The 14881-nt window shown below is 67.2% G+C and carries 10 protein-coding genes; all 10 read left to right on the top strand.

What is annotated here, in order from left to right; translation table 11 throughout:
- Positions 1–44: 44 nt before the first annotated feature.
- Genes tssJ through Q8O96_RS17130 form a run of 10 tightly spaced genes read left to right on the top strand, consistent with a single transcriptional unit; the run spans position 45 to position 14860 of the window.
- Positions 45–551, top strand: coding sequence for a type VI secretion system lipoprotein TssJ (gene tssJ, locus Q8O96_RS17175; protein WP_102862288.1), 507 nt, complete (start codon positions 45–47; stop codon positions 549–551).
- A 15-nt stretch (positions 552–566) separates the two neighbouring features.
- Entirely contained in the window at positions 567–1901 is a 1335-nt protein-coding gene (gene tssK, locus Q8O96_RS17170; RefSeq protein ID WP_102862287.1) for a type VI secretion system baseplate subunit TssK, read from the top strand.
- Between the two features lie 6 nt (positions 1902–1907).
- On the top strand, positions 1908–3233 hold the full coding sequence (locus Q8O96_RS17165) for a DotU family type VI secretion system protein (RefSeq protein WP_102862286.1): 1326 nt from the start codon (positions 1908–1910) through the stop codon (positions 3231–3233).
- On the top strand, positions 3230–6736 hold the full coding sequence (gene tssM, locus Q8O96_RS17160) for a type VI secretion system membrane subunit TssM (protein WP_305949133.1): 3507 nt from the start codon (positions 3230–3232) through the stop codon (positions 6734–6736). The genes Q8O96_RS17165 and tssM overlap by 4 nt, the downstream gene beginning before the upstream one ends.
- Complete coding sequence (gene tagF / locus Q8O96_RS17155; RefSeq protein ID WP_305949132.1) at positions 6733–7386, top strand: type VI secretion system-associated protein TagF; 654 nt, start codon at positions 6733–6735, stop codon at positions 7384–7386. The genes tssM and tagF overlap by 4 nt, the downstream gene beginning before the upstream one ends.
- Positions 7387–8121: a PP2C family serine/threonine-protein phosphatase gene (locus Q8O96_RS17150; RefSeq protein WP_102862283.1), complete on the top strand. Its 735-nt coding sequence runs from the start codon at positions 7387–7389 to the stop codon at positions 8119–8121.
- Between the two features lie 2 nt (positions 8122–8123).
- Positions 8124–11237 carry a serine/threonine-protein kinase gene (locus Q8O96_RS17145; RefSeq protein WP_305949131.1) on the top strand — a complete coding sequence of 1038 codons (3114 nt, stop codon included), beginning with the start codon at positions 8124–8126 and terminating at the stop codon, positions 11235–11237.
- Positions 11237–11953, top strand: a complete 717-nt coding sequence (locus Q8O96_RS17140; RefSeq protein ID WP_102862281.1) for an ABC transporter ATP-binding protein — start codon at positions 11237–11239, stop codon at positions 11951–11953. The genes Q8O96_RS17145 and Q8O96_RS17140 overlap by 1 nt, the downstream gene beginning before the upstream one ends.
- Positions 11953–13155 carry an ABC transporter permease gene (locus Q8O96_RS17135; protein ID WP_102862280.1) on the top strand — a complete coding sequence of 401 codons (1203 nt, stop codon included), beginning with the start codon at positions 11953–11955 and terminating at the stop codon, positions 13153–13155. The genes Q8O96_RS17140 and Q8O96_RS17135 overlap by 1 nt, the downstream gene beginning before the upstream one ends.
- Complete coding sequence (locus Q8O96_RS17130; RefSeq protein ID WP_115581211.1) at positions 13148–14860, top strand: SUMF1/EgtB/PvdO family nonheme iron enzyme; 1713 nt, start codon at positions 13148–13150, stop codon at positions 14858–14860. The genes Q8O96_RS17135 and Q8O96_RS17130 overlap by 8 nt, the downstream gene beginning before the upstream one ends.
- Positions 14861–14881 lie beyond the last annotated feature (21 nt).

The following is a 14881-nucleotide window of genomic DNA, read 5'->3' as shown; positions in this document are numbered from 1 at the left end:
ACACACGGATACACGGACAGCTGACACGTCATTGAGGACGCAGGATGATTCAACGATTACTGACATTGGTCGCCATGCTGGTACTGGCAGCCTGTGCCAAGGACGCACCAACGCCCGCCGAGCCGGCCAAGGACGAACCTGGCGCCACCACCGTGGAGCTGCGTTTCCAGGCCGTGGCCGGGCTCAACCCGGGCCCTGACGGCCTGAGCACCCCGGTGCGGGTGCGGATCTTCGAACTCAAGAACCCGGCCACCTTCATGCGCGCCGACTACTTCGCCCTGGCGGAGCGGGCCCCGGCCACCCTGGGCCCGGACCTCATCGACCAGGATGAAGTGCTGGTCAAGCCCGGCGACCAGTTCACCCTCAAGCGCACCCTGGACCCGGCCACCCGTCAGGTCGGCCTGTTGGTGGGCTATCGCGAAGTGGACCAGGCCCTGTGGCGAGTCGGGGTCAACACGGCGCAGCGCCTGAACAATCAGTATCAGATCGTCCTCGATGTCCGCGCGATCAGCGCCGAGCTCGTGGCCCCCCCATCCAGCCCTGCCCAATAGGCAATCGGAGCAACCATGTCCTGGAACAATCGCGTGGTCTGGTCGGAAGGCATGTTCATTGGAACCCAGCACTTCCAGCAGCATGACCGTTACCTGGAAAACCTCATCGATGCCCGCAGCCGTCCGCTGTCGGCGGGGGCCTGGGGATTCTCCGAGCTGCGTATCGATCAGGGCCTGCTGGCCCAGGGCAAGCTGGCCATTGTCAGCGCCCGCGGCCTGTTGCCCGACGGCACACCGTTCAACATTCCCCATGACGACCTGGCGCCGAGCCCGCTGAGCATCGACGACAGCCTGCGCGATGGCCTGGTGTACCTGGCGCTGCCGCTCAAGCGCGCTGGCGCCCGGGATACCGTGGACGAAGGCGAGGAACTGGGCGCTGCCCGCTACCTGAGCCAGGTGCGCGAGGTGCGGGACGACAACGCCCCCTTTGAAAACCGTGCGCCGGTGGCGGTGGGTTCCCGGGCCTTGCGCCTGCTGACCGCGGCGGACGGCCTCAGCGACTACGCCGCCATCGGTGTGGTGCGGGTCAAGGAAAAGCGCGCCGACCGCGCCCTGGTGCTGGATGACAGCTACATCCCGCCGCTGCTGGATGTGGCCGCGTCCAAGCCCTTGAGCGCCTTTCGCAGCGAGCTGCTGGGCCTGCTGCACCAGCGGGGCGAAGCCCTGGCCGGACGGGTGGTGGCTTCGGGGGCCGGAGGCGCTTCGGAAATCGCCGACTTCATGCTGCTGCAACTGGTCAACCGCGCCCAGCCGCTGGTCAGCCATCTGAACCAGATCAGCCCGCTGCACCCCGAGCGCCTGTACAGCGAGCTGGTGAGCCTGGCCGGTGAATTCTCGACCTTCTCCAACAGCGCTCGACGCCCCGCTGAGTACCCGCAGTACCAGCACGATGAGCTGGCCCTGAGTTTTGCCCCGGTGATGCAGGCCCTGCGCGAGGCCCTGTCGATGCTGATCGACAGCAAGGCGACGCCGATCCCGATCGTCGAGAAAGCCTATGGCGTGCACGTGGCGATGCTGGCCGACCGCACCCTGCTGGAGAGCGCCAGCTTCATCCTGGTGGTGCGCGCCGACGTGCCCGGCGAGACCCTGCGCGGGCGCTTTGCCCAGCAGAGCAAAGTGGGCTCGGTGGAGCACATCCGCGATCTGGTCAACCTGCAGTTGCCGGGCATCGGCCTGTTGCCGCTGCCGGTGGCGCCACGGCAGTTGCCGTATCACGCCGGCTCCACCTACTACGAGCTCGACCGTGGCAGCGAGCACTGGAAGCAGCTGGTTCATTCCGGCGGCTTCGCGTTCCACGTCGCCGGGGAATTCCCGGGCTTGAACCTGGCCTTCTGGGCCATTCGAGGATAAGTCGCGATGCATCCTTTCGACGATTCGGCAGGGCAGCCGTCCCCGGCCAATGACCGCACCCAATTCATGCCGCGCCCCGGTGGCCGTGCTCCCGAGCCCGGGCGTCCGGCTCCGGCGCCAGCGCCGTCCCTGGCCATGCCGGCGGCGCCGCTGCCGGCCGGCCAGGCCCAGGGCCTGAACCCCCTGGAGAGTGCTGCCGGCCCGCTGCTGGCCTTGCTCACCCGGCTGCGCAACACCCTGGCCCATCCGGCCCCGGCCAGCCTGCGGGCGCAACTGCTGGCCTACCTGCGCCAGTTCGAGGAGCGGGCCGAGGCCGCTGGCGTGCCGCGCAACGATGTGCTGCTGGCCCGCTATGCGCTGTGCACTGCCCTGGATGAAGCGGTGCTCAGCACCCCCTGGGGCAGCACCAGCGACTGGGGCAAGCAGAGCCTGCTGATCACCGTGCACAACGAAGCCTGGGGCGGCGAGAAGGTCTTCCAGTTGCTGGAGCACTGCCTGCAAAGCCCCCGCGAGCGCCTGTACCTGCTGGAGCTGCTGTACCTGTGCATGTGCCTGGGTTTCGAAGGCCGCTACCGGGTGATGATCGACGGTCGCAGCCAGCTCGAAGCGCTGCGCGAGCGCACTGCGGCGATCATCCGCAGTGCCCGCGGCGAGCACGAGCGCGAACTCTCGCCGCATTGGCGCGGGGTCAGCGTGGCCCGTGACCGGCTGGCCCAGTTCATGCCGCCCTGGGTCGGTATCGCCATCGGTGTGGCCCTGCTCCTGGCGCTGCTGTTCGGCCTGCGCCTGAAGCTGGCGGCGGACGCTGAGCCGGTGTTCAAGAACATCCATGCCCTGGGCGAGATCCCGGTGCAGACCCTGGACCGCCCAGTGATCCAGCCCAAGATTGTCGAACGTCCGCGCCTGGCGGGCTTTCTTGCCGAGGACATCAAGGCCGGGCGGGTGGCGGTGGAAGACGCCGTCGACCGTTCGGTGGTGACCATCCGTGGCGACGAGCTGTTCGCCTCGGCCAGCGCCAGCATCCTCGACGACTATCAGCCGCTGATGCTGCGCATCGCCGACGCGGTGCGCAAGGTCAAGGGCCAGGTGCGCATCACCGGCCACAGCGACAACCGCCCGATCGCCACCTTGCGCTTCCCGTCCAACTGGAAGCTGTCCCAGGCCCGCGCCGAATCGGTGTTGCAGATTCTCGCAGCGAAGACCGGACAGCCGGAGCGCTTCAGCGCCGAAGGCCGCAGCGATACCGAGCCGTTGGCAACCAATGCCACCGCTGAAGGGCGGGCGCGCAATCGTCGGGTAGAAATCAGCGTATTGGCGGAGGGAGTCGAGTGAAGGCGTTTTTCAGTTTTGTGACGCGCTGGGTGATTCCACTGCTGGGGCTGATCGCCCTGAGCCTGATCATCTGGTTCATTGGCCCGCTGCTGGAGTTCCTGGTGCCGGAAGGGCGGCGTTGGGCGCTGATCATTGTCATTTTCGCGGTGTGGATCGGCTACCGGGTGTTTCGCATCATCCAGGCCCGCCGGCACGCGGCCAAAGTCCTGCAAAGCCTGGCCGCCGATACCCCGCCGGACCCGGACAGCGTGGCCACCGCCGAGGAACTGGCGGCCCTGCGCCAGCGCATGGACGAAGCCCTGGCGCTGTTGAAGAAGGCCAAGCTCGGCGGTGACGAGCGGCGCAACCTCTACGAGCTGCCGTGGTACGTGATCATCGGGCCGCCGGGCTCGGGCAAGACCACCGCGCTGGTCAATTCCGGCCTGCATTTTCCCCTGGCCGCGCAGCTGGGTGCCGGTGCCGTGCGCGGCGTCGGCGGCACCCGCAACTGCGACTGGTGGTTCACCGACCAGGCGGTATTGCTGGACACCGCCGGGCGCTACACCACCCAGGACAGCCATGCCGCGGTGGACAAGGCGGCCTGGCTGGGCTTTCTCGACCTGCTGAAAACCCAGCGTCCGCGGCGGCCCATCGATGGCGCCTTCGTCGCCATCAGCCTCTCCGACCTGCTGCTCAGCAGCGAAGCCGAGCGGGCGGCGCATGCGGCGGCGATTCGCCTGCGTATCCAGGAGCTGTACACCCAGCTGGGAGTGCGCTTCCCCATCTATCTGATGCTCACCAAGCTCGATCTGGTGCCGGGTTTCATGGAGTTCTTCGATTCCCTGAGCAAGGAAGAGCGGGCCCAGGTCTGGGGCATGACCTTCGCCCTGGACGACGGCAAGAGCGGCGACAGCCCCCTGGCCCAGTTGCCGGCGGAGCTGGCGGCCCTGGAGCAGCGCCTCAACGAACGCCTGGTGGAGCGCCTGCAACAGGAACGCGATCCGGCCCGGCGCGACCTGATCTACGGCTTCCCGCAGCAATTCGCGGCGCTCAAGGAGTCCTTGCAGGGCTTCCTCGAAGGCGTGTTCAAACCCAATGCCTTCGAGGAGCGCGTGCTGCTGCGCGGGGTGTATTTCACCAGCGGCACCCAGGAAGGCAGCCCCATCGACCGCCTGATCGGCGCCATGGCCCAGAGCATGAACCTGGACCGCCAGCACCTGGCGCGGCAGACCGGTACCGGGCGCAGCTACTTCATCGAGAAACTGTTCAGCGCGGTGGCCTTTGCCGAGCGCGGGCTGGTGGGGGTCAACCCCAAGGTCGAGCGGCGGCGCAAATGGATCGCCCGGGGCGCCCTGGCGGCCACCGTGGCCCTGGTGCTGGTGGTCAGCACCCTGTGGATCATCAGCTACCGGGCCAACCAGGCCTATATCGCCCAGGTCGACCAGCGGGTCGGCCCGGTGCGTCAGGACGTGCAAAGCCTCAGCCCGGCCCAGCGCGATGTGCTGGCGGTGCTGCCGCTGCTCAACGCCACGCGCAACCTGGCCGGCGATGCGCCGGGCTGGGCCGAGGGCCTGGGCCTGTATCAGGGCGACATGCTCGAGGCCGAGGCCGCCAGCGTCTATCGCAAGCTGCTGGTGGCGGTGTTCGCCCCGCGTCTGATGACCCGCATCGAAGAGCAGCTGCACAGCGGCGGCAACTCGGACTTCCTCTACGAGGGGCTCAAGGCCTACCTGATGCTGGCGGACAGCGAGCACTACGATCCGGACTTCATCAAGGCCTGGATCACCCTGGATTGGGACCGCACCCTGGCCCGCGACCTGCCGCCCGAGCAGCGCCAGGCCCTGACCGGCCACCTGCAGGCGCTGTTCGAAAAACATCCACCCAATGCGCGGCTGGACCAGCACCTGATCGACGACCTGCGCCGCCAGCTGCAACAGCTGCCGGTGGCCCAGCGCGTGTATGACCGGGTCAAGCGCGCCAAGCTGCCGGACGGTGTGCCGGACTTCCGCCTCAGCGAAGCCGGTGGCCGTGACGCGGCGCTGGTGTTCACCCGCAAGAGCGGCAAGCCGTTGAGCGAACCCCTGAGCGGGCTGTTCACCGCCAAGGGCTACCGCGAAGGCTTCCTCCTGGCCAGTCTCAACCAGGCCGGCACCCTGGCCGAAGAGCAGTGGGTACTGGGCCGCGATCAGGCCGACCAGCAGAACGTCGCCAGCCTCGCCGCCGACGTGCGCCGCCTGTACTTCCAGGACTACCTGCGCCAGTGGGACGCCTTGCTGGCGGACATCGACTTCGTGCCGATCACCAGCGTGGCCCAGGCCGCCGACGTGCTGCGGATTCTCTCCGGGCCCACCTCGCCGCTGAAGAAGCTGCTGGTGGCGGTGGCCAAGGAAACCGATCTGCAACAGGAAGAACGCCTGTTGGCGGCCCAGGGCCAGAAGGTCGAGGGCGGTGTGGATCAACTCAAGCAGCGCCTGGGTTCCCTGCTGGGCCAGGAACAGGCAGGCAATCCGGCGGCCGTGGCCAGCAGCGAAGACCCGGTAAGCGCGCACTTTGCCGAGCTCAACAGCCTGGTGAGCAAGGGCGAAGGCGAGCCGGCGGCCATCGACGGCCTGCTGGCGGACATGAATGCCCTGTACGTGCAGGTCAGTGCCATGGTCGGGGCCAGCGGCGATGCTCTGCTGGGCGAGGCCAAGAACCAGGCCAGTGCCGCGGCGGCGCGGGTCAGCCTGACTGCCGAGCGCCAGCCGCCGGTGGTCCAGGGGCTGGTGAAATCGGTGGTCAGTTCCACCACCAACACCATGATGGGCGGGGTGCGCAACCAACTGAATGCGGCCTGGGTCAGCGAGGTGGTGAACGTTTATCGCCAGTCCCTGAGCGGGCGTTATCCGATGTCGCCGGGCAGCTCGCGGGACGCGACCCTGGAAGACTTCGGGCAGTTCTTCGGCACCGGCGGGGTGATGGACAACTACTTCCGCAAGTACCTGCAGCCTTACGTCAACACCTCGACCACCACCTGGAGCTGGCAGCCGGGCGCGGCGCAGAAGCTGGGCATTTCCCCCGGCGTGCTGCAAACCTTCCAGCGCGCCTCGAACATCCGCGATGCGTTCTTCCGCTCCAGTGGCGGGACCCAGCCGGCGGTGCGTTTCGAGCTCAAGCCGGTGGCCATGGACGCCAACATCAGCCAGTTCCTGCTCGACCTGGATGGTCAGCAACTGAGCTACGACCACGGTCCGAGCCGGCCGGTGGCCATGCAATGGCCGAACCCGGGGAGCATCGGCGTGGTGCGCCTGTCGATCATGCCGCCATCGGCCACTGGGCGCTCCGGGATCACCCTGGACGGTCCCTGGGCCTGGTTCCGTTTGCTGGAGCAATCGGACCTGACCGCCACCAACTCGCCGGACCGCTTCAACCTGCGGCTGCGGGTGGATGGCGCGAGCATCTCTTACGAACTGCGGGCCAGCAGTGCCTTCAACCCGTTCAAGAGCCGGGTGCTCAGCGGCTTCAGCCTGCCGGAGCGGCTATGACGGTGGTCGGCCTGTACGGCAAGTTGGCCAGCCGCGGCGATTTTGTCAGCCGTGGCTTGCCGCAGAGTTTCATCGGCCCTTGGGACAGTTGGCTGGCGGCGGGGTTGCTGGCCAGCCAGAACGCCCTGGGCGAGCAGTGGCTGAACGCCTACCTGGTCAGCCCGCTGTGGCGTTTTGCCCTGGCCCCGGGAGTCTGTGGGCCCCAGGCGGCGGTGGGCGTGGTGATGCCGAGCATCGACCGGGTCGGGCGTTACTTCCCCCTGACCGTGGCCGCCTTGCTGGAGCCTGAAAGCGATGTGGCCTCCCTGGTGAGTGGTCCGCAGCTGTGGTTCGAACAGGTGGAAGAGCTGCTGCTGGCGACCCTGGACCAGGACGCCAGTTTCGAAGCCCTGGAGGACGGGTTGCAGGCCCTGGGAGCGCCGAGCCCGGCGACTCGCGCCGAATGCAGCCATTTCGCCGGCCTGCAGCGGTTTTATGTCAGCGATCCACAGTCCCGTGGCGCGGTCCTCGCGACCCAGGGCAGTGAAGGGTCGAGCGCCTGGTGGGGCCGGGGTTCGCCGTCCATCAGCCCGATGCTCCTGCGTTGCCAGGGGCTGCCGCCGGCCAGCGATTTTGCGCAATTTTTGCTCGGACAAGAAGGTGCCGTCTAAATGGGTTCAGCGCCACAACTGTCCTACCAGTCCGCCAGCTACAGCCATGTCGGCATGGTGCGGAAAATCAATGAAGACGCCTGGCTCGAAGCCCCGGAAGCCGGCCTCTGGCTGGTGGCCGACGGCATGGGCGGGCACGCTGCCGGGGATTACGTCAGCAGCTTGATTGTCGATAGCCTGCGCGGCATTGCGCCGGTCGACAGCCTCGACCATTACGTCGCCGCGCTGCGCAATGGCCTGGCGGCGGTGAATGCTGCCGTGCGCGAGGAAACCGCCAATCGCGGGGTGACCATGATGGGCAGCACCGTGGTCCTGCTGGCGGTGCGCGGTGCTCGGGCGGTGTGCCTGTGGGCCGGCGACAGTCGCCTGTACCGGCTGCGGGACGAGCAACTGGAAAGCATTTCCAGGGATCACAGCTACGTTCAGGACCTGCAGGACAGCGGCCTGCTCAGCGAAGCCGAGGCGCGGGTGCACCCCCGGGCCAATATCGTCACCCGGGCCATTGGCGTCGAAGCCCAGTTGGAGCTGTCCCAGGTCGACCTGCAGGTGGAGGACGGCGACACCTTCCTGCTGTGCAGCGACGGCTTGAACAAGACCGCCGAAGACTTCGAGCTGCGCGATGTGCTCAGCCACAGCGAGCCCAACGACGTGGTGCGCAGCCTGATTCACCTGGGCCTGACCCGGGGCGCGCCGGACAACATCACCGCCATCGTGATCAAGGCCGCAGGACAGTGACCATGGACATTCTGATTCCCGGCTTTGACATCCAGGGCGAGATTGGCGAAGGCGCCATGGCCACCGTGTACCTGGCGACCCAGCGTTCGCTTGAGCGCAAGGTGGCGCTCAAGGTGATGGCCGCGGCGCTGGCCGCCGACCCGAGCTTCTGCGAGCGCTTTTTGCGCGAGGGCAAGACCCTGGCGCGCCTGTCCCATCCGCACACCGTGACCATCCACGACATCGGCAATGTCGGCGAGCTGTACTACATGGCCATGGAGTACCTGCCCAACGGCACCCTCAAAGAGCGCATTGCCGCCGGGCTGACCCCGGAGCAGGGCCTGGCCTACATCCGCCAGATCGCTTCGGCCCTGGGTTATGCCCACGCCCAGGGGTTGGTGCACCGTGATGTGAAGCCGGCCAACATCCTGTTCCGCGCCGACGGCACGGCGGTGCTTTCGGACTTCGGCATCGCCAAGTCCCTGGATGACCGTACCCAGTTCACCCAGGCCGGTTTTGCCGTGGGCACGCCGAGCTACATGAGCCCGGAACAGGCCCGTGGCCAGGACATCGACGGGCGCGCCGACCTCTATGCCCTGGGCGTGGTGCTGTACGAAATTCTCGTCGGCGAGTTGCCTTACAACGGCACCGACGCGCTGTCCACGGCCCTGGCCCACCTCACCGAGCCCTTGCCGGAGCTGCCGCTGCACCACGGGCGCTACCAGCACATCCTGCGCAAGCTGCTGGCCAAGGACCCGGCGGAACGTTATCCGGATGCGGCGGCCTTGCTGACGGCCCTGGACAACCTGCCGCCTGAGGCGACCGAGGTCGAGGCGACGCTGATCCAGCCGTTGCCGCTGCCGCCTCAGGCTGCACCTCAGCCTGTACCTCAGCCTGTACCTCAGCCTGTAACTCAGAGCCACGACCTGGCCGGGCTGACCCCGGTGTCGATCGAGATTCCCCGGCAGGCGCCTGCGCCACAACCGGCGCCGCGCCGCGAGCCGCCCGAGGAGCCAGCGGCGCCGCCGCGCACCTCCAATCTGCCACCAGCCGGCAGTGGGGCCTCCGAACAGCACCGTGGCCCGGTGCTGGCCCTGGCCGGCGTCGCCGTGGCCGTCGCCCTGGCGGTGGCCGGCGCTGGTTATTGGTGGCTGTCCGGTGACAGCCCGGCGCCTGCGCCCAAGACCGCTTCGACGGTCAGCACCCCGCCTGCCGTGGTGGCGCCGCCGGTGGAGCAGCCACTGGCAGCGGATGTCGATGGCGGCCAGCGACCGTTGCTCATGCCGGGCAAGAAGACCCTGTTCCAGCGGGTGCTGAGCAAGCCGGGGGCGAGCTTTTCCAGCGAGCCGGGGGCCACGCCGGACAAGTCGGTGCCGGCGTTCTCGGTGCTTTACGTGTACCAGCGCAAGAACCTCGACGGCCGCTCCTGGCTGCGCCTGGGCGCCGCCAGTGACGGGCGCAGCGCCGGCTGGCTGCCGGCCGAGCAGGTCAGCGACTGGAAGCAGAGCCTGGTGCTGAAGTTCACCGAGCGCTCCGGTCGTGCACCGGTGATGTTCGTGCGTCAGGCCAGCGAACTGGAGCGTTTGCTGGCGGACCCGGCGGCGGCCAAGAACCTGCTGCTCAGGGCGCAGAAGAATCCTCAGGACGAGCAGCAGGTGCTGGCCCTGGAACCCAATGCCAGCGCGGTGCCCCAGGAGCAGTTCTACCTGCTGCCGATCTTCGATTCCAAGGAGAGCTTCGACGAGAGCGGCCAGCCGGTGCAGTTGCTCAATGTCGCCTCGATCGACCCGGGCAACAGCCCGCAGAGCATCAGCGACAGCAGTGGCCAGCGCCTGCCGGCGAACAGCCCGCCGGCCGCCGCCGATGCCTTCCGCACGGCAGTGGTGCTGGTGGTGGACACCTCGGTGTCGATGCAGCCGTACATCGATCAGGTGCGCGACGTGGTGCACGAGCTGCAGAGCAAGATCGCCGAGCGTGGCGAGCTGGACAGTGTCAGCTTCGGCCTGGTGGGGTTTCGCAACAACACCAGCAAGACCCCGGGCCTGGAGTACGTGACCAAGACCCTGGTGACCCTGGATCAGGGTCGCGACCCGCAGCGTTTCCAGGAGCTGGTGAGCCAGGTCAAGGCCACCAGTGTCTCCAGCCACTCGTTCAACGAAGACGCCTTTGCCGGGGTGATGCAGGCCGTGGAAGGCATGGACTGGAAGGGCTACGGCGGACGCCTGATCCTGCTGGTCAGTGATGCCGGGGCCCTGCGCAAGAATGATCCTTACAGCCGTACCCAGATGAACGAAGCGGAAGTGCGCCAGGCGGCTTTGGGCAAGCAGATCAAGATCTATGCCCTGCACCTGCGCACCGATGCCGGCAAGAAAAACCACGCCCAGGCGGAAACCCAGTACCGGGTACTGACCGCCGACGCCAACCCGAAGATCGGCGACCTGTACATTCCGGTGCCCGGCGGCGATGTGCGCAAGTTCGGCGAGCAGGTCGACGAGATCGGCACGGTGTTCGCCGACCTGGTGCATCAGGTGCGCAGCAACCAGAACCAGGACGTCCCGCAGCTGGCGGCGGCGCCGAGCATCGCGCAGAAGTCGGCGGCCATCGGCTACGCCATGCACATGGATTTCCTCGGTCGCAAATCCGCGAGTCAGGCACCGCAGCTGGTCAGCGCCTGGACCGCCGACCGCGACCTGACCAACCCGGCGCTGCCGGCGTTCCAGGTCTGCGTGATGCTGACCAAGCTGCAGCTCAACGACTTGCAGCAGTCGCTGAAGCTGATTGTCGATGCGGCACGCAAGACCCAGACTTCGCCCAAGGATTTCTTCCAGGAAATCGCCAGCGCCAGCGCCTACATGAGCCGCGACCCCTCGGCCCTGCGCAAGGGCGGCAACCTGGCCGACGGCGGCGTGCTGGGGGAATACCTGGAAGGGCTGCCGTACCGCAGCAAGTCGCTGAACATGACCCAGGACCTGTGGCTGTCCCTGAGCGTGGCCGAGCAGGAAGATTTCATCGACGAGCTGGATTCGAAGATCCGTCTCTACGAGACCTTCCACAACGACCTGGCCAACTGGGTGCGCTTCGGCGATGCCGAGCCGGGTGATGCCCTGTACCGCGTTCCGTTGTCGACGCTGCCGTGATGCTCGATCTGGCAGAGGTGCGCAAGAGTCGCGGCGAGGGTCGCCAGCGCTACAGCCTGGTGATCCCCAGGCTGCAATTGCGCGCGGGCGATCAACTGGCGGTGGTCGGCCCCAGCGGCTGCGGCAAGAGCACGCTGCTCGATCTGCTGGCGCTGGTGCTGGCTCCGGACTCGGCGGCGCGCTTTGAATTTGCGCCGGCCAATGACCCCATCGACATTGCCGGCATCTGGCGCGGCACTGGTCACAGCGCCCTGGCGCAGTTGCGCAGCCAGCACCTGGGTTATGTGCTGCAGACTGGCGGTCTGCTGGGGTTTCTTGATGTGCGCAGCAATATCAGCCTGCCCCGGCAGTTGCTGGGGCTGGCGGACGAGGGCATTCCACGGCGTTTGGCCGAACGCCTGGAAATCGCCGATCAACTGCACAAGAAACCCGCCGCCCTGTCGGTGGGCCAGCGTCAGCGGGTCAGTTGTGCCCGGGCCTTGGCCCATGGCCCGCAGGTGCTGCTGGCGGATGAGCCGACCGCGGCCCTGGACCCCTTGAACGCTCAGCGGGTGATGCAACTGTTGGTGCAACAGGCGCGGGATCAGCGGCTGTGCTGCGTGATCGCCACCCACGATGAGGTGCTGGCCCGGGCCAACGGCTTGCAGGTGCGGCGCATTGCCTGCCAGCGCGATGCCGACGGCGGAGTCACCGCGACGCTGGGGGAGGCCTGCTGATGCGTGCGTCCCTGACCGCTGCCCTGGCCTGGCAGGACTACCGCGCCGATACCTGGTTGTCGGCCTGTTCGGTGCTGGCCCTGGTGGCAGTGATTGCGCCGTTGCTGGTGCTGTTCGGGCTCAAGTTCGGGCTGGTGAGCAGCCTCACCGAGCGCCTGGAAAAGGACCCGGCGGTACGCGAGATCATTCCCCTGGGCGGTGGACGTTTCAGCGCTAGCTTCATTGCTGAACTGGGCCAGCGTCCGGACGTCGCCTTTGCCTTGCCGCGCACCCGGCAGATTGCCGCGACGGCGGACTTGTCCCGGGGCACGGGGGATATCGGACTGACCGTGGAAATGTTGCCGACCGCTGTCTCGGACCCCTTGCTCGGGCGTTTGCCGGTGCCGCGGAACATGAGTGGCGTGCTCCTGAGTCGTACCGCCGCCGAGAAGCTTGGCGTACAGCCTGGAGATTGGCTGCAGGCAAGCTTCGGCCGGCAGGTGGCAGGGCGCAGCGAAGTGCAGCGGACCCGGGTCCAGGTGGAGGGTGTATTGCCTCTGGAAGCCTTTGCCCGGGATGCCCTGTTCGCCCCGCTGGCCTTGCTGGAGGCCGCCGAGGACTATCGCGACGGCCGTGCCGTGGCGGCCCTGGGCTGGCTCGGCGAAGCGCCGGCCGCGTCCGCGCAGCGGGTCTACCCGGCCTTTCGCCTGTATGCCCGCAGCCTGGATGACGTCGAACCCTTGCGCCGCTATTTCGCCGAGCGTGGCCTGTTGGTGGCGACCCAGGCCCAGACCATCGCCCAGGTGCAGTCCTTGAGTCGCAACCTGTCCATTGTCTTCTGGGTGATCGCCGGGCTGGCCCTGGCGGGCGCCTTTGCGGCGATCTTCGCCGGGGCCCTGGCGGCGGTGGAGCGCAAGCGCCGGGAGTTGTCGGTGCTGCGCCTGCTGGGATTCTCCACCGGCGCCCTGTTGTTGTTCGTGGTGGCCCAGGCGCTGTACAGCGCCGGTTTCGCTGCGTTGTTGAGTGGCGCTCTGTATGGCCTGGCCCAGGCCGGGCTGAATCATTTGTTCATGCAGGTGCCCGGCGAGTACGCCAGTCATTTGCTGCCGGCCCATTACGGGCTGGCCCTGTTGGCGACGCTGGGCGTCAGCACCCTGGCCGCCGCGCTGGGCGGCTGGCGGGTGTCGCGCATTGAAGCCTGTGAAGGAATTCGCGATGTATAAGTTGATCGGCACCGTGTTGGCCATGACCCTGGCCGGCGCCGCGTGGGCGCAAGAGCCCGGTAACAAGATGGACAACCCCAAGCCCTTGCCGGACGACGTCAGTCTGCCGCTGCCCTGTGAAGGCGAGATGGTGTTCCGCTATGTCTACGTGTTGGCCCAGGGCACCCTGGACGACCGTGAGGTCAACCTCGGCTATCCCTTCAGCGAAGGTGAGAGCGGCTACCAGCAATCGTTCATCTCCGGTTATCGCCGGGACTACATCAATGGCCAGTTCACCCTCAAGGACCTGCCTGGTGCCTGGAGCAAGACCATTGCTCCGGCCTTGCCGAAAACCGGTGCCGGGGTGCCTCTCAAGCCGATGCTGTATTTCATCGGCAAGTACGAAGTCACCGCTCGCCAGTACGCCCAGGTGATGGCCCAGGCCCAGTCCCTGGCCAGCGGCGAGCCGGCCCCGGCCTGTGAAGTCTCGGAGGGGATGCAGGGCCGTTTGCCCAAGGTCAAGCTGTCGCGCTTCGAGGCCGAGCGTTTCGCGGCGGTGTACAGCGCCTGGCTGATGAAGCATCACCGTGACTTGCTGCCGGTCAGCGGCCGCGGCGGCTCCTCCGAAGACGGCGGCCTGGGCTTTGTGCGCCTGCCCACCGAAGTGGAGTGGGAATACGCCGCCCGTGGCGGTCAGGCGGTGAGTCGCCAGGAGCTGGAAGGGCGGCTGTTTCCACGGCGCCTGGAGGGCAGCGAGAGCGATGGCCCGCTGGCGGACTGGGCGGTGTTCAATCAGGTGGCCGGCGGCACGGGTCAGGCGGCGCGGCTGATGCCGATCGGCACCAAGCTGCCCAACCCCATCGGCCTGTTCGACGTGATCGGCAATGCCGCCGAGATGGTCCAGGAGTCGTTCCAGCTGGTGCGCGCCGGACGGCGCCAGGGCACCTACGGTGGCTTCGTGGTCAAGGGCGGCAATTACCTGGAAGGCGAGGGCACGCTGTTTACCGGCATGCGCCGCGAGTACCCGCTGTTTGGCGCCGACGGCACCGAGCAGAGCAATGAAACCACGGGTTTTCGGGTGGCCATCGGCGCCTTGTCGGCCCCGCGTTCGCGCTACAAGGAGCTGTTCGCCCAGTGGCAGAAGGAAGGCCGCCTGGCGTCCCTGACCGACGCCATCGATGACGCCCAGGACCCCACCAAGCGCCTGGACGCCATCATCGCCGCCAGTGTCGACCCGCGTCTGCAGGCGGAGCTGGGGCTGGTCAACGAAGAGCTCAAGCGCAACGTCTCGCTGATCGCCCAGCAGCGCGAGGAGGCGGCGGGCAACCTGATCCAGTCGTCGGCCCTGGTGGCCGAGACCATCAATAACTACAACATCCGCCTGACCAACCTGAAGAAGAGCCAGCAGCAGGCCATCGATGCCAAGGACGAACCCAGCGCCAAGCTGTTCGCCGAAGCCATCGACAACGGCCGCAGCGCGCTGGACGGGGCGGTGGCGATCTACATCGACAACCTGGCCACGGGCACCCGTTACACCGACGCGGTGATCCAGGCGCAATTTCAACGGATCAAGGAAGAACTCAATCGCAAGCCGGTGCTCGGCAAGAGCCTGGTGACGCGCGCTACGTTATTCGTCCGCCATGTCGGGAATTATCGCCAGCAACGGCGAGCCGACCCGGCGACGATTTTGAAGGAACTGCTCGCATCGACCGGTCAGAAGTCATGACCGGCCGCTGTCTGTCGAGCC

Source organism: Pseudomonas sp. LPH60 (genome assembly GCF_030718165.1).
Classification (GTDB): domain Bacteria; phylum Pseudomonadota; class Gammaproteobacteria; order Pseudomonadales; family Pseudomonadaceae; genus Aquipseudomonas; species Aquipseudomonas danubii.
Note: the sequence above shows the minus strand (reverse complement) of the source record. Positions and strands in the feature narration are given on the sequence as shown.